Source organism: Thiomicrorhabdus xiamenensis (assembly GCF_013282625.1).
Lineage (GTDB): Bacteria > Pseudomonadota > Gammaproteobacteria > Thiomicrospirales > Thiomicrospiraceae > Thiomicrorhabdus > Thiomicrorhabdus xiamenensis.
This window is the reverse complement of record NZ_CP054020.1, coordinates 344,570-369,634: the sequence shown is the minus strand read 5'-3', so window position 1 is coordinate 369,634 and position 25,065 is coordinate 344,570. Positions and strand designations below refer to the sequence as shown.

The window sequence follows — 25,065 nt, the reverse complement described above, 5'->3', positions numbered from 1 at the left end:
CCACGGGCTGCCAGAAAAACGAAGAACCCTTAAGCGCTAGGCAAAGGTGTCGCTGAACAGGTTGCCAGCCCAACTGAACATCGCACTGTAGTTGCTGCTGCTCGGCCCGCTGGCATAAGGATAACTGGCCGAGCTGACCGGTTGCATCTGACCGGTTCCGCTGTTGTACTCGTAGACGGCGGTCAACCAGGTGGCTTCGGTACGGGATACCGGGCTATAACAGGCCGAGTTGGTTTTCGGAGCTGGATCTGGCGCCAACCCCTTCAATGAGCGCAATACCGCATCGGCGCAGACTTTGGCTTCGGAGTTCCCGATATGACCTGCCTTCGGCTGTCCGGTTCCCTGAGAATCACCGATGACATGAATCCCCTCCTGCAAAGTCGATTCGTAGGTCAAAGGATTAACCGGCGCCCAGTTGCCGCTATTGAGACCTGCATCGAAAATAATCTGTCCGGCCTTCTGGTTTGGAATCACATTCAAAACATCGGCAGCAATCGTTTGCGTAGCGCCACCACTGACTTGATAGGAAACAATACGATTATCCGAATCGACCGCGGTGACCGCTGCATTGGCGATATAACGAACGCCGTATTCGTCGAACTTGGCATGGAAAGTCGCCGCCTCGACGGTAATGTCGGCATTCTCATCCAGCACCGTGATTTGCGTGCTACCGAAACCTTTGGCATTTTTCAGAAAATCCGCCACCACACAGGCTCTTTCATAAGGTCCCGGAGGACAGCGATACGGCGCTTTAGGGATTGTCATCACAAAGTGCTCGCCGTCGCCCATCGCATCCAACTGACTTTTCAGCAGTTCGGTTTGCACTCCGGCCTTCCACGCATGCGGAACCTTATCGAAGTCGTGACCGGTTGCGGCGATAAACTCGATACCCGGTGCCAGTACAAGACGGTCGTAATTCAGAGTCTGACCACTGGAAAGCGTTACACTTTGTGCCGCCTTATCAATCGATTCGACCATGGCATGCATCATATTGACACCGTAAGTCTGTTGATGATTCTGATAACCGAAAGTCAGATTCGCGATGTTCTTTTGGCCGTTCAGCACCAGATTACTGAGAATCGGCGAGACATAGCCGCTGTTTGGCTCGATCAGAGTCACTTCAACGCCTAAACCGCCCCACATTTTCAAATATTTCGCCGCCGTCGCGCCAGCGAACCCGCCCCCGACAACGATCACATGCGGCAGTGCTGCGGCGCGAGTCTGCATCGCCAGAGACGGAGCGACCGCCGCCGTTACACCGATCCCCAAATATTTAAAAAGCTGGCGACGCGAGAGCGTTTTTCCTTGGATATTCTGCTTATTCTGCTGACTCATAAATCCTCCTAGTCGTCGCTTTCTTCTTCGTAAGACTCTTCGCCGTCACTTTCACTTGATGAAAGAGTCGACAGGTAAGCCGCGAGGTCTTCGATCTCGCTCTGGGTGTAACCGATGCCCTGAGCGCCCATAATGTGCGACGTCGGATATTCATTCATTTCTTCGATGATCTCGCCGGCACTTTCTCCGGCAATCGAGTCCCAAGAAGTGGTTGAATGGCCGTTGGTACCGTGACATTGCGCGCACTGAGATGCCAGAAGACGTCCTCGAGTCACCGTGTAAGTCTCTACCGGGGTATAGACAGTACTGTTCGAACTGTTATCGTCCGATCCGTCATTGTCGCTGTCACGATCATAGTCGTCGTCGATACCGTCGCCATCGTGATCGTGATTGTCTTCGTCACTGCTATCCGGCGTGCCGTCGTTATCGTCATCGTCGTCTTCGTAATTATTCACGCCGTCGTGATCGTCGTCTTCATAGTAATCAGGGATATCGTCCCCATCGGTGTCGAGAGGGTCGTTCGAGAGCTGACGAACCATCAAGGCAGTGTTGCTGCCGAGATCATGCTGAAGAGGGGCATCGACAACGCCGTCGCCGTTACCGTCGATAACATTTTGACCGCTGATATCGTCTATACCATCGCCATCATCGTCTTTTGCAAGCGGCACATAGCCGAGGTTCAGCGCCGAGTTCAAGGCAAAATTACCGCCCGTCTCGCCGTTTGCCTGTAGCTGGATTGCGGTAATAATTCGGTTCTGGGCGCGCTCATTCGTCGTCATTACCAGACGGCAGGCGAGCCCGATGGGCAGATCCAACTCAAAAGGATGCTCAGCGGTACCGTTCTGTACGGAATGAGTACTGAAATAGCGACCATCAGCGCAGAAGGCTTCGATCAAAGTTCCCGGAACGGTTCCGGAAACGGTCGCTGTATCGGCCGACAGGGAGGTTATGTCTGAACTGCCGCCTCCACCGCAAGCGGCGAGCAGCAAGCCCAACGAACTTACCGTCAAAATCGCAGGCCATTTTCGGGCATTAAGATTAGTCATAGCGGATTCCTGATTTATCATTGTGCATAGCGACTATTCTCGGCACAAAAAACCAACGACACCGAGAACGATAAATCATGAGTATCCGCCTGAAGCGTCTCAGCGGCAAGAGGACAAATGTCTTATGGGACTTATGTCCCTCGTTCCGAAACGACGCAAACAGCGGGCTATAAAGCGGCTTCAATTACCGGTCTTGAATAAAACAGAAACAACAGAAGTTATCTGGAAAAACCTGATCGACTCGCAACTAGTCTTGAATGGCATCATCAAATGGCTTGAAAGTGGTCGGTTTGCCGTTAGGATTTAACGCAACACCGATATTTTTTGCTTTAAGCATGACTTTATCATCCGCAAGCCGAATCACCTCCTGAATAAACGCATACTTGATCCGCGACTCACGTTCCATTTTTACCGTCACCTTAAAGACATCGTTCGGCTTTAACGAGGCTTTAAAATCCAACTCGGCACGCACCAGCATTAGATGAATCTGCTGCGCCGTATAATCGGCAAAGTTAATCCCTAAAGAATGGAGGTACTGATGACGGGCATGCTCGAGATAATTCATATAGACCGCATTATTGACCACTCCCTGCAGATCGCACTCATGATCCCTAACTTGCATTTCGATACTAAACATTATCAATAAATCCCTTTTTCAATTAATATAAGTATTCAAACGACATTTCCCCAACCGTAAATCAGGGAACCGATATGACGATTTTAGACTGGCATCGTCTGGAAAGACCCAGAGAGAAACTCCTTGAGTTCGGCGCCCGCAGTTTAAGCGATGCCGAGTTGCTGGCAATATTTCTCAGAGTGGGGGTCAAAGGCATGAGCGCAGTCGATCTGGCTCAATCGTTATTAAACCACTTCGGCTCGCTGGATGCCCTCTTAAAGGCTGAACGCCAGGAATTCTGTCAGGCAAAAGGCCTCGGCGATGCGAAATATGTGCAACTCAAAGCCGTTCTGGAAATAGCACGACGCCATTTTGAAAGCGGCTTGAAAAGAGGCGACGCCATGCAATCTCCGGAAGCGGTTGCACGTTTTCTGGAGTATGAAATAGGCCATCAGGATCGTGAATACTTCGGGATCCTTCTGCTCGATCAGCAACACCGGTTAATTCACTACCAAACCCTGTTTTCCGGAACGCTGAATCAGGCCAGCATCCATCCCAGAGAAATCGTAAAAAGCGCGCTGGAGAACAATGCCGCCGCGGTCATACTGGCTCATAACCATCCGTCGGGCGATCCCACTCCGAGTGAAGCGGATATTCGAATCACCGAAACGCTGTCTCAGGCTTTACAGCTAGTCGATATCCGCACGCTGGATCATATTATCCTCGGTGATTCCGGCCGCTGGCACTCTCTGGTTCAGCTCGGCAAAATGCCATAAAACGGTGAAACCGGAGGCCCAAAGTAACATTACTGTAACTTACTGACACCGTACCAAGCAGACAAAACGCCTCGGTTTCAAAGAATTCGGGGCTTCCCCCCGAATGAACCAGGCATAAAGAAAAAGGCATAGTCCTTCGGGCTACACCTAATCCAATCCCCTGCTGACAGGGGGTTTAAAAAAAGGCCATAAATTCAATCCAACCCTGTCATAAAACCTTCCAATAGCTGTCAATTTGCATTTACTTGTTTGTCACATTCTCCCCCTAAGATTCTGTTCCTGCAAAACAACCAACCAAACTTTAGGGATAAGAAAATGAAACTTAACAAACTACACTATGCCGTAACCGCGCTTCTAGCCGGTTCTTTGATCACGCTTAGTGGATGCAATCAAGACGTTTCTGACGGTGATCTGACCAGCGCAATCATGGATGCACGTTCATTCGAATCGATTGAATTCACCAGCACTGCGGCACCGACAACTGCTGAAAAAATGGCGACGACTTATACAGAGTCTTCTGCAATCATCACCTATACAGATGGTACCACCGAGACATTCCCTCTGACTTATAAGAAACTTTTCGGTACCACCAGCACGGTTGGCTCTAACGCGCATCCGGCTGGACAGCTTTACGATATGGACATGAACCCACTGCAAGATTCACTGGGCATGCCTCTTGTTGCCGAAACACCGGATTCAAACAGTCTTTTGAAAGTCGGCAACAAAATTTATATGGTTTCTCACCTGGAATACGACTGGATTATTTCTGATGGAACTCGCGCGCCTAGCCGTGCACCTATGGGAATGATTCTTACCGAAATGCAACAAGATGCAAAAACGGGGGAGCTAACCGCCGTTGACCAGGCTCCAATCAGTTTTTCAAATGTTGATGGTCTATGGATTCCATGTTTTGGTTCTCAAACGCCTTGGAACACCCACCTTGGTTCTGAAGAAGACTACGACATGCAGTACAACCCTCTGAACAGCAGCTACAGCAGAACGGATGCAGCAATTACTGCAATGTCCAATATGTACTTCAACAGCACGAAAGTAGCTAACCCGTACCACTATGGTTTCTTCCCGGAAGTCACTGTTCATGAAGATGGTTCAACAGATGTCGTTAAACACTACTCAATGGGTCGCGGTACTTGGGAAGCAGGTAAAGTCATGCCGGATTCGCGCACGGTTTACTACGGAGACGACGGTACTAACGTTGCACTGTTCATGTATGTAGCTGATAAAGAGGAAGACCTGTCATCAGGAAGCCTGTACGCCGGTAAGTTCACGCAAAACGGTACTTCGTACAGCGGTAACTTCAGCTGGATTAAACTCGGTTCTGCAACCGACGCCGAAGTGAAAACGCTTGCCGACACCACCACTTTTGACGACATCTTCTACAACGGTACTTTCGACTCTGCAACAGAGACCTGTCCGGCCGTTGACGGTGTTCAGACCACTCGTGTCCGCGCCGGATCTACCTTTGATGAGTGTTTGGCCGTTAAGCCGGGCATGGAAAAAGCGGCCGCTTTCCTTGAAACTCGCCGTTATGCTGCACTGAGCGGCGCGACAGTCGAATTCAACAAAATGGAAGGTATCGCGGTTAACGATGCCGATAAGAAATTGTACATGGCGATTTCCTATCTGGACAAAGGGATGAGAGACAACGGCCTACCGGCTGAGATGGAACACATCAAAATGGCTAAAATCAATGCAGGTGTCACTTTCACTCTGCCAATGACGCCAGGCCAAGTCGATGACAAGGGTGCCCGAATCGAGTCTGACTACGTCGTAACCTCTATGCATGCCGAAGACAAGCTGATCGGACGTGACATCGCAACCGATGCGCTAGGTAATACGGCAGATCCTGATCACATTGCCAACACGGATAACATCTCTTTCTCTGAGAAGATGCGTACTCTGTTTATCGGCGAAGACTCAGGTACTCACGTAAACAACTTCGTATGGGCTTATAACGTCGATACCAAGAAACTTTCTCGCATTCTTTCCAACGTAGCCGGTGCTGAAGCAACAGGTCTGCAAGCGGTCGAAAATATGGATGGCTTCGCTTACATCATGTCTAACTCTCAGCACCACGGTGACTATATCAGCACGATGGATCCAACTATGGAAGCCGCTGTAGAAGCAACTGGTCTAATCGACAATTTCGATGGTAACTTCGGTTACATCGGCGGTATGCCTGCTATCAAATAATCCATAACCTTGGATTCTTAAAGCCAGCTTTATGCTGGCTTTTTGCGTAGTAAACAATGTAAATGGAAATTGTACGATGCACTTTAAATTACTCTTTCTACTGGCCGGTTCTGTATTTGTATTACATGGCTGTGGCAGTAGCAGCACGTCAGATGCAACCACGCCAACAGCGATCACCCAATCCGCTCTTACCGGCAGCTATATCAATCCCGTCGTTTTTGAGGGTAATCCATATCCGCAGATTCCGGCGCAATGCTATACCGAAACCAGCCTGGGACGCCAAAATGCCTGTCTGTTTTGCCATACAAATGGGCTCTATAAATTAGGGCTCGGCAACAACAACCCTCAAGCAGGCGAAGTTCCTTTGGTTAACTTTCAACTGGATTACGGATACGAACCCTACAGTGCGCAAGCGCCCACCGCTGCTAAAAACTACTGGCTCAACACCCTCGCTCCGGAAACACTACTCGCCGCAGTCAGCGCAATGGATATCGACCCTAATACCTGGGTAATGCCGGATTATATTCAAGAAGACAACTGGCAATCGGCCTATAACCAGAGACAGGGTAAAAGCACCGACTGGGACAGCGGTTACAACCAGCCTTTCCGTCTTTTACCGGGTCTGAATCCGGCAGCACTTCCGGCGGACAGCGATGGATTTATCCGCTCGGACAACGAAAAAGATATCTATTTTTCGGATGCGTTTGGCGGCAATACCGGCTGGCGCGCCATTAACTTTATGCCATATGGCATTTTCAGCCCGATGACCGGTTCGGTTTCCGGTATCTATATCCGACTGCCCGCCAAGTTCATGCAAGACCATTCCGGCGAATTCAATTTAGCCACCTACACACAAAACCTTGAATTGTTGCGCGACGCGATTCAAAACCGACTGACGGATACATCGCCGAGGTTCTATTATGGCTCTGCAGCCGACATTGAGGTCGTCGCAGGAAGCTACCCTCAAGGCACCGAACTGGCACACCCGCTTCATTATGTCGATACCCTCGCAGACGGTACTGACGGCAAGTTACCGGGCATGCGGGCTACCCGTGTTAAAGAAGTCCGCTACATGTACAAGGATGAAGACTTTAATCCGATGGAAGCAAGACCGGACGAAGGAACCGGCGACCAGATTTACGGCAACGACGAACAGGGCTGGGTAGACAACGGTTCGGGCTGGTTACTCGCAGGCTACATTGAAGACAAAGATGGCGCTTTACGTCCACAAACACGTGCCGAATTGACACAATGTATTGGCTGCCATTCCGGTTTCCATCCCGGAACAAAAGATCCAAACTTTACCAGCGGAACCGGCAATACTGTCGACAGCACCTGGTCCTTCCCACGCTCATTTGATTCGGATTTAGGCTGGAAAGAAATGGATTACCTGGGTGTCAGAATCGTCGACGGTTCCGCTGTATCGACAACGCCGGAGCCAATCAATCGTCATGCCGGTATCGGCGAATTTGCCTTATTGCTGAACCATACCGTCAGCGCCAACCTATACGGCGTTATGGCGCAATCCGTAGAGACGCAACTCAGTCAGATCATTGATACCAACAACGGTTATAGCGCGAATTGGACTGAAATCAAAACCGATTCGGCGGCCAACTTCGAACAAAGCGTTACCCAGCGACAGACGTTACTGCGTGAATTTGTCACTCGTAAAGATTATTTGAATGCCGATGGAACCATCAAAGGCTTCTTGCTTTATCCGCAAGAGAACGATGCCATCGAAAATGCCCGTCGTTATCGCCAGGTAGTGGCAACACAGCGTTATATCTATGGTAAGGATGTTTTTGCCGAAACACCGATCAGCTACTATCATTACCGTGATGACGCCATCGCAGAAGTAAAAAATGACGGATCACCTTATCAGTTTGGTGAAATCATCAGCGAGCGCTCAATTCAGCTGGACGAACCGACACGTTTTGACTACAAAGCCGGTGATGGAATCACCTTGATTGAGGAAAATAAACCTTTTGCAGAAGGCGGTACCTACCTTCCTGATTATGTACCTTATTTGCAATAAAATCGACGACTGAATAGCCGGCATATCCAAGCCTTACAATAGCCCCAGCGGATAATTAAACTATTGAAATCCAGTTATTTTTTTGCCGTACCCCGTGGGTTTTACAGAGACGCGAGTTAAATCATTGGAAATGATTGCAATTCATTAAATGTTCTTGTAAAATTCCGCGTTCTTATTTATCGCCTCCCTTTGTGAGGGCAAATAAATATAGAAATATTCGAATATTTTTATTTAACGAATTCTCAATTAATTCAATCAATTAACTGAGCATTCATATACTAGAAGGGATTGAGAAATGTCTAGAGTATGCCAAGTAACAGGTAAGCGTCCTGTAGTCGGTAACAATGTTTCCCACTCTCACCGTAAAACTCGTCGTCGCTTCCTGCCTAACCTGCAGTCGCACCGTTTCTGGTCGGAAGCTGAGAGCCGTTTTGTAAAACTACGCGTATCAACTGCTGGTATGCGCATCATCGACAAGAACGGTATTGACGCTGTGATCGCTGATATGCGTTCACGTGGTGAGAAGGTCTAAGGAGACTAATCATGCGCGATAAGATCAAACTAAAGTCAACTGAGTCTGCTTATTACTATACGACTGATAAGAATAAGAAGAACATGGCTGGTAAATTCGAGATCAAGAAATACGATCCAATCGTTCGTAAACACGTCTTGTTCAAAGAAGCGAAAATCAAGTAATCTTACCCAGATTACCTTGAGAGACCCGATCCACAAGATCGGGTTTTTTTTTATCTGATATATAGCTACTATTATCGTGCCTATCTTGCACGTTTACCCTCATGTCTAATCTCTTGGGTTGTCTTCATTTTGCTCACCATCTTTTTTGTTAAACACCAGATAGATAACCAGCCCGCCAAACAGAATCGGCAACAATCCCATAATTCGCTCTATTCCGTTAAATTGATGAATGCTATCCGATACTCCAGCTTGCGACAGATGGCCTTCAAAAATCACTTGCAGGCCGCCAAGAATCAACACTATCCCATATAGAATCAACCCGCCTTTCTTTAACCAGCTCACTTGTCTGTCCTAACCGTTGTTCTTTTGTATGCCTGAGAATACCCAAAAAACTTATAGATCATTTTCGTTTAAATATCACACAGTTATTGAAAATAACATGGGAAAAGCAGTGATGTGAAACTTACCGACTAAATCAGGATTAGTTAAGGTTATCTCAACAATAGTTCAGGTATCCCGTTATGTCCGAAGATTGCTTCCCGTAATCGGTTTATGCCCTACGAAGCAACGCCATATAGCTGCATTTTAGCCAGGCGCATCGCCGGCGGAACTTTCAAATCAATGCTGCAAGCAGGCTTTTCTTCAAACTCTCTTTTAGCCTCGAACGCATCTTCCAGAGTCGAAAAGGCAACGATTACCCGCCCCTGTTCTACGACTACATAATCATAGCCGTTAAATTCAATATTAAACTGTCTCATGATCTCTACCTCCTATGCGGAGTATTTTTTGTGCTGTTATTTCCTATATCGACCGGAATCTCAAATCTGCCAGTCGAATTCAAATCACTCCATTTCCGGCAAATGCCGACCGGGTGCCAAAATTCCAATATAATGAGCGCTTTAAAAATCATTAAGCGATTGTCATGCCAGAATTACCCGAAGTTGAAACCACCCGCCGCGGTATCGCACCGGCCTGCGATCAGGAAACCATCGAAGCGGTGATATTGCGAACCCCTAAGCTACGTTGGGAGATCGAGCCGCGCCTGCCGGAAATACTGACCGGGCAGAAAATCCTGTCCGTCGGCCGCCGTGGAAAATACCTGTTGCTGCAGACCGCCGTCGGAACACTGATAATCCATCTTGGCATGTCCGGCACCTTGCGCGTTCTGCCGAGAAACGCAGCAGTGCAGAAACACGACCATGTGGATATCTTGTTAACAAGTGGACAACTTTTGCGCCTGAATGATCCGCGACGCTTCGGAGCCGTGCTCTGGCACCCTGTCGAAGCCGGTGAAATCAACGAGCATAAACTGCTTGGCAAACTGGCTCCGGAACCGTTTGACGACGCCTTTAACGGCAGCTATTTCTATCAAAAGGTGCATAATCGCCGGGTTGCGGTAAAAAGCTTGGTCATGAACAGCGAAATCGTCGTCGGAGCCGGCAACATCTACGCCAACGAATCGCTGTTCTTGAGCGGCATCCATCCGCAAACGCCCGGCAATCAACTGAACCAAAAGCAGTGCGAAATTCTGGTCGGCAACATTAAAGCGGTTCTGAGCAGAGCCGTCCATCAGGGCGGAACGACCTTGAAAGACTTTATGAGTCCGGAAGGCAAACCGGGCTACTTTGCTCAGGAACTCCATGTTTACGGCAAAGAAGGTGAAGCCTGCCCGCACTGTGGGCACACCATTCAGAAAGTGATCATCAACCAGCGAGCCAGCTTTTTCTGCCCGCATTGCCAGCCGCTGAAAAAGCCGCGTCGTCCGCAGAAGCGTCGTGAAGCTTAATATATCTTTAAGATCGGATGACGAATCGAAAACAGGGCTTGAGCGCAGCTAAGAGCGCCGCTAATATTAAGCGATAATTCCCGGAGACAGTATCAGAATGTTTAAGAGTATCCGCACCCGATGGATTTTATTCGTCGCCTTGTTCACGGCCTTGACCTCACTCCTTGCCGGATGCGACAAGAAATCGCAAGGGGACATCGATCAGTGGCCGACCGTCGAAAACTGTAACCTGCATAAAGGCCCTTGCACAACCGAGCATCAAGGCGCCAAGGTCACTTTGCGTATCGACCCGCAGCCGATTCCAATCGCACGCCCGCTGGGTGTTCAACTGGATCTGGAGAATCTTGACCCGACCGAAGTGAAACTGGATATTTCCGGCATCAATATGTATATGGGCTACAACCGCGTACATTTAACATCAACCCGCCCGAATCACTGGGGTCGGAACCTCGATGCTTGCTTTCTGTACTGCCGAAAAGATGTACTGGCAACTGACGCTGATGCTGACCCAGAACGACGGCAAACAGATCCAGATTCCTTTTCTGCTGGAAACCTCAAACCGGGCACAATAAACACCCATGGCGGAGTGTCTTATTCCGCCAAAGCGACCGATTTAATCAGGGCAAACAACTCAAGGCCGGGAGTTATCTCCAGACGTTTGGCCGAATGTTCGGTAATCTCGGCAAACAGTTTCTGGCCGTCTTCCAATTGCAAACGCACCAGCATACGGTGCTGTCCTTCCGGGGATCAGCTCCAGCACTCTCGCCGACAGATGATTGATAATGCTTAGATGCTGCGGATCGGAAAGCGCCAGAGAAACGTCTCTGGCCAGAACCCGTACCCGCACTTTGGACTTGTGCAGTTCACTGCTATCGGAAAGCCAAAGCGTTCGAGTGCCCATTTTCAGCGGACGCAAACCGTGTTCAATCTCTTGCGGTTCGCCTTCCAGAACCGAAACAACCCCTTCGTCGTCAAACAGCGGCGAATCGGGACGTGACAACGCCTGCTGCAGGGTTTCGACACGTTCAATTTTACCCTGTTGCATAAACACGATCCGATCGGCCAGTCGCTCGACTTCGGCCGGCGCATGGGTGATATAGAGCAACGGGATTTTATAGGCCTGCAACACCTCTTCGATTAGAGTCAGCATCTCCGCTTTAGCGCGCCAATCCAGAGCCGACAAAGGCTCATCCATGCACAACAGTTGCGGACTGGTCAGCAGCGCGCGCGCGATCGCCACGCGTTGTTTCTCCCCACCGGACAGGAAATTCACTCCGCGATCAAGCTTGTCGGCAATACCGACACGCGTCACTATGTCGTCAAAATCCGGTTGTGCAACGCCCTTCGGCAGACGTTTCAAGGCATACATCAGATTCTGACGCACAGTCATATGCGGGAACAAGGCCGCATCCTGAAACACAAAACCGATATGACGCCGCTGCGGCGCCAATACCTTCTTGCCTTCCTGCCAGCACTGCTCGGCAAAATACAGGCTACCGCACGTGTTCTTATCCAGCCCGCTGATCGCTCTAAGCAGCGTCGACTTGCCCGATCCGGAACGCCCGAATAGTACCGTGACACCCTGTAACGGCAGTTCAAAATCACCTGAATCAAGCTCGAAATGGCCGAGTTTTAATCTTAAATTTCCGCGCAAAGCAGTCATATTTTTTCCATTTAAACGTCTCAATCGAGAGTGCGGATAAAAATTTAGCCATCAAGGCACTCAGCGCGAAATACATCAATCCATAAATCTGCGAATGAGCAATCAAGAAGGCTGAGTTTTTAGCGCAATCTAGCCAACCTTTACACCGAATCGACGGTTTATACCGTACACCAGCATAAGAACCAGCAGCGAGAAGATCAGCATCATTGCCGATAGTATGTGTGCCTGATCGTATTCCAAGCTTTCCACATGGTCGAAAATATCGATTGACACCATTCGCGTCTCACCCGGTACATTGCCGCCGAGCATCAAGACTACTCCGAATTCGCCGACGGTATGTGCAAACGTCAGCGTCGCAGCGACCAGAAAGCCGCGCTGGGAAAGCGGCAGCACAATACTGAAGAAGCGATCCAACACCCCGGCGCGCAAAGTCGCTGCCGCATCCAGCAGCTTTTGCGGCACCGCTTCGAACGCATGCATCAGCGGCTGTACCGCAAACGGCAGAGAATAAAAAACCGAACCGACTATCAGTCCCTGCTTGGTAAAGGTCAACTGCCCTTCGTAACCGAAAAAACGCAGAAATTCGGTAACATAGCCGTTCGGGTTGAGAATAATCAGCAGGTAGAACCCAAGAACCGTCGGCGGCAAGACCAAAGGCAGAGCCACCAGCGCTTCCAGTACGATTTTCGACGAATTCTGCATCCGCGCCATCCACCAGGCCAGCGGAGTACCGATCAGCAACAAAATAGCCGTTGTCCAGGCGGCGACCTCCAGGGTCAGCCAGATCGGCTCCAGACTGACTTCGACACCAAAAATTTCAACCATCTTCATTCAACCCATAGAAAAAACGAACCACGAATTTTGCAGCGAACACAAAGATTATAATCATCCTTGCGTTCGATGCGTCTTTCGTGGTTTCAGACAATCTGCAATGCAGAATTTAACTTAAGGCGTACTATAGCCGTAAGAGTGGATAATTTCTAATGCCTGCGGCGTTTTAATGAACGCCATAAAAGCCTTGGCTGCAGCATTATTTTCACCACGTTTCAGAATCAAGGCCCCTTGCTTGATCGGCGCATACTCCTGCTGTGGAACAATCCAATACTGCCCTTTCTGATAGACGGGACTCTGCGGGTCAACCAACTGCGACAACGCAACAAAACCGATCGGAGCATTGTCGGTAGCAACATACTGGAAAGCATGCGCGATACTTTCCCCGTTAACCAGCTTCTTTTTAACGCCGTCGTACAATCCTTTACTTTTCAGAAACGCTTGGGCACGTTCGCCGTATGGCGCAGTACGTGGATTTGCGATCGCCAAATGGTTGAATTTCGCTTCTTTCAGTACTTCCAGCGGCTGCTCTTTAACCGGGTACTGGGCGCTGTACAGAGCAATCTGTCCCTGCGCATACACAAAATAACTCTGCTTAACACCCAAGCCATCTTCAACGGTTTTCAAAGGACGACGCTCGTCGGCACCGAAAAAGGCATCAAAAGGCGCGCCGTTTTTAATCTGCGCATAGAGCTTACCGGTTGGCCCAAAGGAGAATTTCACGCTATGCCCGGTCTCTTTCGTAAACTGCTCACCGACCTTTTCAATGGTTTTGGTAAAGTTCGCCGCGACCGCAATGGTTGCGGTCTCGGCCAGAGCCATCGCGCTATAAAAAATCCCTAGAGTTCCGGCCAAAACCGCTGCTAAATATGTCTTTTTCATCTCTTCTCACCTTTCACAACTTAAAGTTATATGTAGTTACTTATATATCGAATTTCAAAAAAATTCCCGAAACCAATCGGGAATTTGATACGCCTGGCAAACGGATCGCTTAAAAATCAGTCAGCCACCGCCAGAAGAACATGCGATGCCTTGACCAAAGCGCAGGCCTTGCCGCCCTTCTCAAGTCCCAGCGTCACGACCGACTCATTGGTCACTATGGCGGAAATCTTGTTGCCGCCTTCAAGTTCAAGGGTAACATCGCTGTTAACCGCCCCCTGCTCCATCTCCACTACCTTGCCGCAGAACTGATTTCGAGCCGAGGTTTTGAATTTACCGTCGATATCTTCGGCAAGCAGCACCCAGCTCGCTTTAATCAACGCGTAAGCCTCGCTGCCGATATCCAGCCCCAGACGCTCAAGACTGCTTGGCGTCACTTGGGCGACAACCTCGGTTTCCTTTCCGACCGAAAGCACAACCTCACAGTTGACCTCGCCCTTTTTAACTGATTTGACCGTCCCATGAAACAGATTTCGCGCACTGGTTTTCATCGAGATTTTCCTCATAATATCAAGTTGCGACAACACCCCCGGAGAGAGCTCTTCAAGGTGACGCATCCAATGCTGCATCTGTTCCTGAAACAGCAAATAAGCGTTCAGCAGCTGCTTGCCCGCCTCGGTTAACTCCATACCGCCACCACCGGAACCGCCTTTCTGTGCTATGACGATTTTTTCGCCGGCCGCTTCGGTCATCGCTTCGATCGCCTGCCATGCACCCTTGTAACTCATTCCGCACGCTTTGGCGGCTTTAGACAAAGAACCCAGAGAAGACAGCTTATTCAAAAGTTCAAGACGGCGCTGTCCGGAACGGGTCTGACGAGAGCCCAGCAAAAAGGATTGCACCAGATGTTCTGGTTGATGCTTATCCACTCGATATTCCCCAAAATACACAACGTGTCGCCATTATAGAGACGCCAATAAACTCATGCAAGCAAAATGCTTTATATTCAAAGCACTAGCAAGCCATTAAACGCTGTAAAGTTTTTACCGGTCTTGTAGTGAGGCCGGACAAAGCTTGATAGAATTAATCCGATCAACGGCAAAGTGGCCGTTTTCGGGTAATGCACAGGAGAGCAAACAGGTGCGATTAAAGGGGATCATTAAACCGCTTATAAACCGGCGCTGGTTAATGCACCTGCACGCCTTTATGGCGCCGACTTCGCGAAGAGATTCCCTTCATGAAAGACTGTACTCATCATTAGGCGGGTTCTTCGGCGTTCTGGCCGTGGCGGTCATCAGCCACCACTGGGCGCCGCCGGAGAGTGCCTGGTTGATGACCGCATCCATCGGCGCCTCGGCGGTTTTACTGTTCGCCGCACCGCATGGTTCCATGTCGCAGCCGTGGCCGGTTTTCGGCAGCCATCTGGTTTCTGCGCTGGTCGGAATCACTCTGACACTGTATTTGAGCAGTCTGCTCGACCCTCTGGTGCTGATCGCTGCGGCCGTCAGCCTGAGTATTTTTGCCATGTACGCTCTGGGCTGTTTGCACCCGCCCGGAGGCGCGACGGCGCTGACCGTGGTTTTCGCCGCGCAAACCCACCAGATGGGGGAAATCAATTACGACTTTTTACTCTACCCGCTTTCGGTGAACCTGCTGATCTTACTTGCGACCGGCGTGCTGTTTCACAGTTTCAGCCATAAACGCTATCCGATCTACCTGGCCTCCAATCATTTCAAAAAGAACGCCGACTCTTTGCCTATAGTCCGCCCAGAGCTGTCATACGAGGACTTTCTCAGCGCCCTGGCTAAGATTGATAATTTTGTCGACATCAATGAACAGGAAGTCAAACGCATTCTCGAACTGACTCATCTATGGGAACCGGCACCGCCGATCGCCCCGGAAAAGCTTGAAGTCGGAGCCTATTACAGCAATGGCGCAGTTGGTAAGAACTGGAGTGTACGACAGATTGTCGAACTGGTTGAAGACGACTTTAACGTCGGTGAAAAAGAGTTTGTGATCTTTGTCCGCAAAGCAGGACAGGAAAAAGTTCGTACCGACTGTATGCGTCGCTCGGAATTTGCCCGCTGGGCCGCTTACGAAGTCGAGCCCGCAACTTCGGGCTGGCAAAAAAAAACGCCGCAAGAGAGCGACGTTTAACCGCAATGAATATAGAACGGCCGCTTAAAACTGCTGTTTAATCCAGGCTTGCAGAGCTTCGGCAGAGTCAAAATACTCGACCGATGTAATCTCCAGCGCATTCAGCCGAATCGCACTGACTTTTTCGGCCTCTCTAGGCCATGCCTGCAATTGGCTTTCGTCGTTGACGACGGCCATTTGAAAAGCGTATTTTTTCATTTTCGGCAGAGCAAACATCTTGGTAATCAGGCTCGGCATGGCCGAAACATCGGCAATGTACAGTCCTTTTTTCGCTTCAAGATCTTCCAGCCCTAGCGCATCCAAACTGTCTTTGACCAGTTTTCCGGAAGCTTTATCACTCGATAGCAGTACCCATGTCGTTTGCGCATTCAATGCAATCGACTCCTCGAATTGGTCCTGAAATTCCGTTGCCGGCACACTTTGCGCGGCGACACTGAAGCTGCTCAAGCTCAATGCCATCGCAGCCATGAAATATCCGAATTTTCGTACTGATGTCATCTGTATATCCCTGTAGTACCTGTCTCGGCTAAACCGCAACAAGGCGTTCTTGTTATAAAAAAACCACAGCCAAGCGAACTCGACTGTGGCTTTATCAGAAAACCGGTTCTAGAACCGTTTTAAACCGAGTGTCTCTGTCAATTACAGAGATTTTTTGCAGAAGTAGAAATCCACACACTCGTATTCACCTGAAGTCATACGCTGCTTCGCTTCTTCAACAGTTGCCGCCGGAGGAACGATCACTTTCTCGCCTTTACGCCAGTTTTCAGGCGTCGCACAAGCGTTAGCGTCAGACGTCTGCATCGCTTCAAGAAGACGGACAAACTCGTCTATCTGACGGCCGTTACTCATTGGGTAGTAAACCATCGCACGAAGAATCCCTTCCGGATCGATAATAAAGGTCGCACGAACCGCAGAAGTATCCGCTGCCGCTTCGTGAATCATGCCGTAAGCCTTAGCGACCTTCATGTCCAGATCCGCAATAATCGGGAACTGGATATCAACACCGAATTTCTCCTTGATGTTCAGTACCCAGGCGTTGTGCGAGTGATGCGAGTCGATAGAAAGCCCCAGCAGTTCGCAGTTCATCGCGTCAAATTTGTCTTTACGCTCCTGGAAAGCCATGAATTCCGTCGTACAAACCGGAGTAAAGTCTGCCGGGTGAGAGAAAAGGATCAGCCATTTGCCCTTGTAATCTTCAAGCGTTTTACGGCCGTGAGTCGTTTCCGCATCAAATGCCGGTGCGGCTTCATTCAAACGTGGCAATCCAATAACAGTTGTCTCTTCCATCATGTTCTCCTTCAAGAAGTTTTGAGTAATTTGCTTTTATATAAACCTTGTTAATGTATGCATAAGAATATACTTTCAGGTTTCAAAGTGCCAATTGTTTATTCTTAAACTTTTAATAGTTAAAACCTATAGCCAAAAGAAAACTAATAAAATTTAGTTATAAAAAAACTCCGTGTAAAAACAGAGTTAATTGCCCTGGCTTTAAGTATTAATAAGCATACTTGATTATTTAAGCCATCAAAATGAACAAAAAGTGACACCATCACGACATTAGCGTTTTCTCAAACGCTATCTGTCTGACGGAATTTTGCAAACAGGGCTTCCTGCACCTTGGGATGGACAAATTCGCTGACATCGCCCCCGAGAACAGAGATTTCGCGAACAAGAGAAGAAGAGATAAAAGAAAACTGTTCGGCCGGAGTCATAAACATGGTTTCCACATCCGGTGCCAGCTTGCGGTTCATCGACGCCAGTTGGAACTCATATTCGAAATCCGACACCGCCCGCAGACCACGCAGCAGGACATTGCCGTCGATGCTGCGGACAAAATCGACCAGCAGGCCGCTGAACCCGATCACTTCGACATTCTGCATGCATGCCGTGACTTCCTTGGCCAGAGCCACCCGCTCTTCGAGGGAAAAGAGCGTGTTTTTGTTCCGGTTATCGGCAACGGCGATAACCAGCCTGTCGTAAAAGCGGGCCGCTCGCTCTATAAGATCGAAATGACCACAGGTAATTGGATCAAAGGTTCCCGGGTAGACAGCAGTGATACTCATAAATTTCCCAATCGAAACATTGAAATGATGCGCCTATGATACCGGAATCTGTCGACTTTGCGAGCGACATAAAAGTTTGTATCATAAAGAGAAACTTCTTCTTTTCCCGTAGTGATTTAAGGAGCGCTTTATGGAATTGCCGGATCATACGCTTAATGCACTCTTCGCCCAGCTTGGCCTGCCGGACTCCGACAGCGATATTGATAACTTTATCGAACGCCACAAAGGACTGGATACAGCGACACCCTTGGCACAAGCCTCATTCTGGAATGAGGGGCAAGCGGCCTTTTTAAGCCAAGCGATACAGGAAGATGCCGACTGGGCCGAAGTGGTTGATCATCTTGATGCACTGCTGCGCACTTAAAAACTTCTACTCCTGTTTGCAAAACAGTCCGAAACGCACTTGCGAGGTGGTTTTCTCTCGGTAGCAGTGCCACCCTTCCGGTAACTGCGGCCAATCGAGCGACTTTTCCTGCTCAAGATACAGCCAGGCATGCTCGGGATCGACCCAGCGGTTGGTGAAAAGTAAATCCACCGCCGGTTGCATCAGTCCCTGGTTAAACGGCGGATCGACAAAAACCACATCAAATGTCTGCGTCGCCTCCTGATCCAGCCATTGCAGACTGTCACTCTGAAGCACCTGCCCTTTATCACTCTTGAGAACCTGCAGATTACTGCGCAACTGCCCGGCGTTATCGGTCGACAGTTCCAGAAACAAACAGTGTTTCGCACCGCGTGACAGAGCCTCAAAGCCCAAAGCACCGGAACCGGCAAACATATCCAGGCAGCTTGCTCCGGGAATTTCAAACTGCAGCCAGTTAAACAACGTCTCGCGTACTCGATCCGAGGTCGGTCTAAGCCCTTCGGCGCTTAAAACCGGCAATTTACGCCCACGCCAATCACCGCCGATCAGACGAACTTCACCGACGGCGGCCTGTTGTCCACGTCCGGTCTGACGTCGAGAATTAGATTTGCTGGTACGACGCATAATGTCCTTTATCAATAATCTGGTTTACTAACCGTTACAATCTTTTCGCTTAATCAAGTGCCTGGAAGTAATTCAATTCACTCAGTTCACGTTCCATGAATTCGGCAAATACCCGGGTTTTCATCGGCAGATACCCCCTGCCCTGATAGATCAGGCTGACTTTATAGGAAAATTCGTTCACACCGATTTCATAGTCAGGTAAAAGACGCACCAATTTTCCACTGCGCAACTCTTCGTTGACCAACCAGTTCGGAACCAGAGCGATGCCCATCCCTTCAATACACATTTTGCCCACCGCGCTGACATTCGAGGCATATATCGTGCGCTGAACCGGCAGTTCGATTCTTTCCGCCCCCTCTTCGTACAGGTTGCGGAAAAACCAGGTATCGTAATCCAGAAAGTGCAACGCAGGAACATTCTGCACATCTTCCAGTGTTTCCACCGGATATTGCGCCAAAAATTCCGGCGAAGCACACAAGAATAATTTAACGGTCGTCAGCGGAACCACGGTAAATTCCGAGCTGATCTGTCCGCCGACACGAACCGCGACATCAATTCGGTCTTTATTGAAATCCAGACATTCCCCGGTAATCAGTAATTCGAGTTTAAGCTGAGGGTGTAACTCACGGAATTTTTTCAAAAGCGGTACGACTTTAACCTCACCAAACCCGGGAGGCAGGGTGACTTTTAACGTCCCCTGTACCGTGTTCTGACTGTCCAGCGCCTTGGCCTGCGCGGTACGGATCATCTCAATCCCCGGTAGAATCGACTCGCAATAGATAGCCCCCGCCTCGGTTAACTGCAGATGACGAGTGCTGCGCTCGAACAGAGGGAAACCAAGCTGCTTTTCCAACCCCTGAATGGTGCGAGAAATAGATGAGGCACTGATATTTCGTTTCTGCGCAACCGCCGCAAAACTGCCCTGCTCGACAACCGCCAGCAGGATAGACAGCTGCTCAAGCTTAAGTGCATCCAGATCTATTTTCATAATCGCTCCTGTTTATTCCAGCGGGTACCGTTTCGCTCCCGAAATCGCATGCAACTCGGGGAAAGGCTCTTTTTCACAGCCATTAGCCGGAATGTCTGCGGCAGCAGTTTGGCCTCTTCCAAACGGTTCCGCAACCTATTTTTACAATTTTATCGGTTTCGTACCAGCCCCGAAAGCGGCTTTGTCGATAAGTCCAAAACCCGGTTTTATAAGAGCACGCAACTTCTTGACCAATGAAATTAGACCTTGTGTCATTTAAGCTTCATACCGCTTTCATACCGTCTTCACCTTCCAGAGACACAATCTCTCTGACTAGAATGACTGTTACTGTGCGAGAAGATCATGCTACATATCGAACAAGCCATTGCGGAAAAATGGCCAAACCTTTCCTCCAAACCGGCTTATCCGCTCATCGTCAAAATGCTCAAAAAACTGTTGCATGAGGACGAGATCAACCAGTTTATCGAAACCAATCGACATTTGCGCGGCTTCGCTTTTCTCGATCAGGTTCTGGAACACTTTGAATTCAGCTATCAGGTCAACCATTCACAGCTCAACCGTATTCCGGCCGACGGCAAAGTCATTATTGTCGCCAATCACCCGATCGGTTCCCTGGACGGGCTGGCATTATTGAAACTGGTGCGCTCGGTGCGTCCCGATGTGCGTATTGTCGCCAATGACTTGCTGGCCAATATCCAGCCGCTGCAAGACCTTTTTCTGCCGCTCGACAACCTCAACGGCAACAGTCACAAAGCCGCTTTTAAAGCGATGTTGCACGCTCTGGAAAACGAACAGGCGGTGATTATTTTTCCGGCCGGCGAAGTCTCGCGGATCAGACCGAACGGCGTCAAGGACGGCCCATGGAAAAGCGGCTTTCTGAAACTTGCCCGCAAAAGTCAGGCGCCCGTCCTGCCGATCTGTATCGATGCCCGAAACTCCGCTCTGTTCTACAGTCTGTCGACGCTTTATAAGCCGCTTGGCACCCTGATGCTGGTTCAGGAAATGTTCAATAAAAAGGCCCAGCAGATCGAGTTTCATATCGGTAAAGCAATCAGCTCAAAAACACTGGCTGCATCCGACATTCAGGGAAAACGTCTGGCAAACGCTTTCCGCAAACATCTGTACCGCCTGGGTAAGCCGAAAAAACTCAAAAAGAAGCCGTTCCTGCCAACCATGGAAACCATTGCACACCCCATTGACCGTAAGGCGCTACGCCAGTCGATCATTAACGGCCAACTGCTCGGGGAAACTCAGGATCGCAAAAAAATCTATCTGTTTGATTACGACGCCAACTCGCCGGTTATGCATGAAATCGGCCGTTTACGTGAACTGACCTTCCGCACCGTCGAAGAGGGAACGGGAAAAACCATCGATCTGGATCATTACGATGCCCTGTACCAGCACCTTGTCCTATGGGATGAAGAAGAGTGGGAAATTGTCGGAGCCTATCGTCTGGGTAGAAATTATCTGGAATCCCAGAAGCGCAATAAAACCGGCGCCGAAATCTACTGCACCAGTCTGTTCGAATTCAATGACCGATTACAGCAGCAATTACCGCAGGCGCTGGAACTGGGACGTAGTTTCGTGCAACCGAAATATTGGGGGAAACGCAGCCTGGATTACCTCTGGTTCGGTATTGGCGCCTATCTGCAGAGACATCCGGAAATTAAATACATGTTCGGTCCGGTAAGTCTCTCCAACGCTTATCCGCAAACCGCCAAAGAATTAATTGCCGGATTCTACCTGCAACAGTTTGGCGACTTCCAGTCTTTGGCGACCGCCAGACAGCCATTTAACATCAGTCCGGCCAGTCAGGCGATTGCCGCAGAGGAATTCAGCGGCGACTACAGTAACAGCCTGAAAAAGCTCAATGCCCTGCTGGCATTGGAAGGCGTTAAGCTACCGACTCTATTCAAACAATACGCCGAACTCTGCGAGGACAAAGGCTGCCGCTTTATCGATTTCAATATCGATCCGCTTTTCAGCGACTGTATCGACGCCTTCATATTTGTTGAAATCGATAAAATCAAAGCCAAAAAGCGCAATCGCTATATGCCGGATGCCGCAGTGGAAGAACCTACAAATCAACCCGTTCCACAAAGCGCGGTCGCTTGAAGCGCCCCTTAACCACAGCAATAAAAAGCCCGCTGCAAGCGGGCTAAGAACACATCCTTGATCTTATTGTGGCTGACCGACCATCAGCTTAAGCATTCTGTCCGGATGGACATGGCGTTTCCACGCAGAGAGGATATCCTCTTTGGTCACTTTTTCGACCTGCTGCGGGAACCACTCCAGATAATCCAGAGGCAATCCGTAAAAACCGATCATGGAAATATAGCCGAGGATCTTGCCGTTGCTGTCGATGCGCAACGGGAAACCACCAACCAGATTATCCTTAATCGCCTGCAGGCGTTCGTCGGAAAAGTCCTGCATAAAATCCGCCAGTGTCTGGCGCACCACTTCGTCGGCTTCTTTCGCGGAGGCATTCTTGGTTGACAGTCCGATCACAAAAGGGCCGTTTTGCTTCATTGGCGCAAAATAGCTGTACACACTGTAAACCAGTCCGCGCTTTTCACGCACCTCTTCCATCAGGTAAGAACCGAAACCGCTGCCTCCGAAAAGGTGATTGCCGACAAACAGCGGAATATAGTCCTTATTACCGCGTTCGATGCCAACCTGAGCTAAAGCATAATAGGTCTGCGAAGACGGAAATTCCGTTTTGATCTCTTGAGCTTGTTTCACTTTAATGGGTTTTGCCAAAGGTGCCGGCTTACTGCCCTTGGGCAAAGATCGTGAAATCTCGTTCGCCATTGCCTCAGCCTGCTGGCGATCGACGTTGCCGACAATGGCGATAACGGCATTATTGGCGTTGTAATAATGGCGGTAGAAAGACTCTATTTCCGCCTGAGTCAGTTGAGCAACCGTCTTTTCCGTTCCGCTGACAGGATGCCCGTATGGGTGTTGCGGATAAAGCGTCTCCCAAAGCTGATCGCTTAACACCGACTGCGGCTTCATCGACTTTTGCTTGATCCCTAGCAACAGCCGTTTGCGTTCGCGCTCAATAATCTCCGGCTCGAACTGCGCCTGACTCAATACATCGACATACTGCTTAAACGCTTGTTGCATAACGGCATCGCGTGTCAGAGTACGTAAATTAAAACTGGCATTATCGCGACTCGCACCACCGCCGAATTGTGCACCGATGCGGTTGAAACGGTCGGCAATCTGATCTTCATTCTGATTTTTGGTCGCAGTTCCGATCAAATCCGCGGTAAACGAGGCCAATCCCCAGGCATCACCGTCGCGAATCGCGCCGGCATCAAAGGTCACTTCAATATCCAGCATCGGCAATTCAGCGGAATGAACATACATAACCTTACTTCCGCGGTCGGTCATCCAGGAGTGGATCTCAACCTCCGCCGACGCATTCAGGGAAACGGCCAATAAAATAAAGGCAATAAAGAAACGATAAGCTGACTGCAACATTAATGAACTCCTTTTCCTGGCAGGGCGCCGTTCGTAGGACTGGACGCCTCTTCTCCATTCGGGACCAGAACCGCCACTGTTTGTTGCTCCGGCGAAAAATATTTACGGGTGACCGCTTGAATCATTTGCGGCGTGACCCGACGCAGATTCTCCACCCAGTTATCCAGCGTATCGGCCGGAAGACCGACACTCAGCAAAGAGCCGAGAATAATCGCCTGCGACTGAATGGAGTCCTGATGATAGATGTACTGCGCTTCGGACTGAGCCAGCACGCGATCCAGTTCGTCCTGGGAAATCGGTTGCTGCTGAAGTTTTTGGATTTCCGCCCACAAAGCCTGTTCGGCTTCTTGCGGCGTCTTGCCTTCATTCGGAGTGGCGTGCAAAATAAACAGCGCCTGCAAACGATCAGTCGCATCAAAACTGCTTCCGGCAGAGGCGACAACCTTGCTGCCGCGAACCAGATTCTTACTGAAACGCGCCGAATCGTCCCCGGCGAGAATATCGCTTAACACGCTCAACGCATAAACTTCCGCCTTCTCTTCATCACTCTTCGCCGTCACCAGAGTCGGGACGTGAAAGCCGATCAGCAACTGCGGCAGCTTGGTTGCGCCTTGCAGAGTGATCCGGCGCTCGCCTTCCTGCTTGAATTCACGCTGCGGCTTGGGCGCCGTAATCTCTTCCGGCTCATAGGCGCCATAGTATTTTTTCGCCAACTGATAAACCGACTCCGGATCAACGTCTCCGACCACAACCAAAGTGGCATTATTCGGCGCGTACCATTTCCGGTACCACCGACGCGCATCCTCGACTGTGTAATGACGGATATCCTGCATCCAGCCAATCGTCGGTTGACGAGCAGGACTGCTGACAAACGCCGCCGCCTTGAATTGCTCGTAAAGTTTACCGGCCGGTTTATCTTCTACCCGCCAGCGACGCTCCTCCGTTACGACATCGCGCTCTTTTTTGAACTCTTCATCGGTAATAACAATGTTACGCATGCGATCCGATTCGAGACGCATAACCTCCTCGAGATGCTGCTTACCGACGACCTGATAATAAGCCGTGTAATCGGTTGAAGTGAAGGCATTCTCTTCACCGCCCAACTGCGCAACCCGTTTGGAAAATTCGCCCGGCTGCAAAGTTTTCGTGCCTTTGAACATCATGTGTTCCAGCATATGGGAAATTCCGGTAATGCCGTTCGGTTCATAGTTCGATCCGACCTTATACCAAACCTGGTGCACCACAACCGGTGCCCGATGATCCTCCTTGACCACCACATGCATACCGTTATCCAGCTGATACTCACTGATTGAGGCCAGTGCCGAACCGCTCATAATCCCGAAAGCAACCAACAAAACCAGCTGTTGGCCCAATCTCTGTACGCCCTTCATTCCTGAAATACTCCCTTCGATTCGATTTTGCTTTACCGGCAGGCGCTTATCGCTTGCGGCATGCAGGATTTCATTGTATTTTGCTTTATAATAAAGCCGCCTTACGATTTCAAGTCTT

General features: G+C 49.7%; 25 protein-coding genes and 1 pseudogene. 9 read left to right on the top strand and 17 right to left on the bottom strand.

Going from position 1 to position 25,065, the window contains the following annotated elements; genetic code table 11:
* Positions 1–36: 36 nt before the first annotated feature.
* From HQN79_RS01690 to HQN79_RS01680, 3 genes are all read right to left on the bottom strand, one after another.
* Positions 37–1,335: an FAD-dependent oxidoreductase gene (locus HQN79_RS01690; RefSeq protein WP_173283976.1), complete on the bottom strand. Its 1,299-nt coding sequence runs from the start codon at positions 1,333–1,335 to the stop codon at positions 37–39.
* Positions 1,336–1,343: 8 nt separating this feature from the next.
* Complete coding sequence (locus HQN79_RS01685) at positions 1,344–2,381, bottom strand: c-type cytochrome (protein ID WP_173283975.1); 1,038 nt, start codon at positions 2,379–2,381, stop codon at positions 1,344–1,346.
* Positions 2,382–2,628: 247 nt separating this feature from the next.
* Positions 2,629–3,018: an acyl-CoA thioesterase gene (locus HQN79_RS01680; RefSeq protein ID WP_173283974.1), complete on the bottom strand. Its 390-nt coding sequence runs from the start codon at positions 3,016–3,018 to the stop codon at positions 2,629–2,631.
* Positions 3,019–3,092: 74 nt separating this feature from the next.
* Here HQN79_RS01680 and radC point away from each other — a divergent pair, with 74 nt between their 5' ends.
* From radC to rpmG, 5 genes are all read left to right on the top strand, one after another.
* On the top strand, positions 3,093–3,773 hold the full coding sequence (gene radC, locus HQN79_RS01675) for a RadC family protein (RefSeq protein WP_173283973.1): 681 nt from the start codon (positions 3,093–3,095) through the stop codon (positions 3,771–3,773).
* A 315-nt stretch (positions 3,774–4,088) separates the two neighbouring features.
* A complete protein-coding gene (locus HQN79_RS01670; RefSeq protein WP_173283972.1) occupies positions 4,089–5,984 on the top strand; it encodes a PhoX family protein in 1,896 nt (631 codons plus the stop codon).
* Positions 5,985–6,060: 76 nt separating this feature from the next.
* Positions 6,061–8,019 (top strand): hypothetical protein, encoded by a 1,959-nt coding sequence (locus HQN79_RS01665; protein ID WP_173283971.1) that lies wholly within the window; start codon positions 6,061–6,063, stop codon positions 8,017–8,019.
* A gap of 295 nt (positions 8,020–8,314) precedes the next feature.
* Positions 8,315–8,551, top strand: coding sequence for a 50S ribosomal protein L28 (gene rpmB, locus HQN79_RS01660; RefSeq protein ID WP_173283970.1), 237 nt, complete (start codon positions 8,315–8,317; stop codon positions 8,549–8,551).
* A gap of 11 nt (positions 8,552–8,562) precedes the next feature.
* Positions 8,563–8,715, top strand: coding sequence for a 50S ribosomal protein L33 (rpmG, locus tag HQN79_RS01655; RefSeq protein ID WP_173274019.1), 153 nt, complete (start codon positions 8,563–8,565; stop codon positions 8,713–8,715).
* A gap of 105 nt (positions 8,716–8,820) precedes the next feature.
* Here the strand turns inward: rpmG and HQN79_RS01650 are convergent, their stop codons facing one another.
* Both HQN79_RS01650 and HQN79_RS01645 read right to left on the bottom strand, forming a co-directional pair.
* Positions 8,821–9,057, bottom strand: a complete 237-nt coding sequence (locus HQN79_RS01650) for a hypothetical protein (RefSeq protein ID WP_173283969.1) — start codon at positions 9,055–9,057, stop codon at positions 8,821–8,823.
* A gap of 215 nt (positions 9,058–9,272) precedes the next feature.
* On the bottom strand, positions 9,273–9,473 hold the full coding sequence (locus HQN79_RS01645) for a hypothetical protein (RefSeq protein ID WP_173283967.1): 201 nt from the start codon (positions 9,471–9,473) through the stop codon (positions 9,273–9,275).
* Between the two features lie 164 nt (positions 9,474–9,637).
* On the opposite strand from HQN79_RS01645, the gene mutM reads away from it, so the two are divergent.
* Entirely contained in the window at positions 9,638–10,501 is an 864-nt protein-coding gene (mutM, locus tag HQN79_RS01640) for a bifunctional DNA-formamidopyrimidine glycosylase/DNA-(apurinic or apyrimidinic site) lyase (protein WP_173283965.1), read from the top strand.
* 591 nt (positions 10,502–11,092) lie between these two features.
* Here mutM and HQN79_RS12015 read toward each other — a convergent pair.
* The 5 genes and pseudogenes from HQN79_RS12015 to HQN79_RS01620 all read right to left on the bottom strand — a co-directional run bounded on the left by HQN79_RS12015 (position 11,093) and on the right by HQN79_RS01620 (position 14,803).
* Entirely contained in the window at positions 11,093–11,227 is a 135-nt protein-coding gene (locus tag HQN79_RS12015) for a TOBE domain-containing protein (RefSeq protein WP_238843397.1), read from the bottom strand.
* An 82-nt stretch (positions 11,228–11,309) separates the two neighbouring features.
* Positions 11,310–12,164, bottom strand: a pseudogene (locus HQN79_RS01635) (molybdenum ABC transporter ATP-binding protein); the annotation flags it as partial.
* Between the two features lie 129 nt (positions 12,165–12,293).
* Complete coding sequence (gene modB / locus HQN79_RS01630) at positions 12,294–12,989, bottom strand: molybdate ABC transporter permease subunit (RefSeq protein WP_173283963.1); 696 nt, start codon at positions 12,987–12,989, stop codon at positions 12,294–12,296.
* Positions 12,990–13,109: 120 nt separating this feature from the next.
* Positions 13,110–13,877 carry a molybdate ABC transporter substrate-binding protein gene (gene modA, locus HQN79_RS01625; protein WP_173283960.1) on the bottom strand — a complete coding sequence of 256 codons (768 nt, stop codon included), beginning with the start codon at positions 13,875–13,877 and terminating at the stop codon, positions 13,110–13,112.
* A 116-nt stretch (positions 13,878–13,993) separates the two neighbouring features.
* The gene (locus HQN79_RS01620; protein WP_173283959.1) at positions 13,994–14,803 is read right to left on the bottom strand and encodes a TOBE domain-containing protein; all 810 of its coding nucleotides are present in this window, start codon (positions 14,801–14,803) and stop codon (positions 13,994–13,996) included.
* Positions 14,804–15,062: 259 nt separating this feature from the next.
* Between HQN79_RS01620 and HQN79_RS01615 the strand changes: the two genes are divergently transcribed.
* Positions 15,063–16,031 (top strand): HPP family protein, encoded by a 969-nt coding sequence (locus HQN79_RS01615; RefSeq protein ID WP_173283958.1) that lies wholly within the window; start codon positions 15,063–15,065, stop codon positions 16,029–16,031.
* Between the two features lie 24 nt (positions 16,032–16,055).
* Here HQN79_RS01615 and HQN79_RS01610 read toward each other — a convergent pair whose 3' ends face one another.
* The 3 genes from HQN79_RS01610 to coaD all read right to left on the bottom strand — a co-directional run bounded on the left by HQN79_RS01610 (position 16,056) and on the right by coaD (position 18,094).
* Positions 16,056–16,529, bottom strand: coding sequence for a hypothetical protein (locus HQN79_RS01610; protein ID WP_173283957.1), 474 nt, complete (start codon positions 16,527–16,529; stop codon positions 16,056–16,058).
* 141 nt (positions 16,530–16,670) lie between these two features.
* Positions 16,671–17,318, bottom strand: a complete 648-nt coding sequence (locus tag HQN79_RS01605) for a peroxiredoxin (protein ID WP_238843396.1) — start codon at positions 17,316–17,318, stop codon at positions 16,671–16,673.
* Between the two features lie 281 nt (positions 17,319–17,599).
* Entirely contained in the window at positions 17,600–18,094 is a 495-nt protein-coding gene (gene coaD, locus HQN79_RS01600) for a pantetheine-phosphate adenylyltransferase (RefSeq protein WP_173283955.1), read from the bottom strand.
* 130 nt (positions 18,095–18,224) lie between these two features.
* Between coaD and HQN79_RS01595 the strand changes: the two genes are divergently transcribed.
* Positions 18,225–18,458: a DUF2789 domain-containing protein gene (locus HQN79_RS01595; protein ID WP_173283954.1), complete on the top strand. Its 234-nt coding sequence runs from the start codon at positions 18,225–18,227 to the stop codon at positions 18,456–18,458.
* A gap of 6 nt (positions 18,459–18,464) precedes the next feature.
* Here HQN79_RS01595 and rsmD read toward each other — a convergent pair whose 3' ends face one another.
* On the bottom strand, positions 18,465–19,082 hold the full coding sequence (gene rsmD / locus HQN79_RS01590) for a 16S rRNA (guanine(966)-N(2))-methyltransferase RsmD (RefSeq protein WP_173283953.1): 618 nt from the start codon (positions 19,080–19,082) through the stop codon (positions 18,465–18,467).
* 49 nt (positions 19,083–19,131) lie between these two features.
* Complete coding sequence (locus HQN79_RS01585) at positions 19,132–20,070, bottom strand: LysR family transcriptional regulator (protein WP_173283952.1); 939 nt, start codon at positions 20,068–20,070, stop codon at positions 19,132–19,134.
* A gap of 342 nt (positions 20,071–20,412) precedes the next feature.
* Here HQN79_RS01585 and olsF point away from each other — a divergent pair, with 342 nt between their 5' ends.
* Positions 20,413–22,185: a bifunctional ornithine lipid synthase OlsF gene (gene olsF / locus HQN79_RS01580; protein WP_173283951.1), complete on the top strand. Its 1,773-nt coding sequence runs from the start codon at positions 20,413–20,415 to the stop codon at positions 22,183–22,185.
* Between the two features lie 63 nt (positions 22,186–22,248).
* Here the strand turns inward: olsF and HQN79_RS01575 are convergent, their stop codons facing one another.
* Positions 22,249–23,556: a M16 family metallopeptidase gene (locus HQN79_RS01575; protein ID WP_173283950.1), complete on the bottom strand. Its 1,308-nt coding sequence runs from the start codon at positions 23,554–23,556 to the stop codon at positions 22,249–22,251.
* Positions 23,556–24,947, bottom strand: coding sequence for a M16 family metallopeptidase (locus HQN79_RS01570; protein ID WP_173283949.1), 1,392 nt, complete (start codon positions 24,945–24,947; stop codon positions 23,556–23,558). Before HQN79_RS01570 ends, HQN79_RS01575 begins: the two co-directional genes overlap by 1 nt.
* Positions 24,948–25,065: the final 118 nt, after the last annotated feature.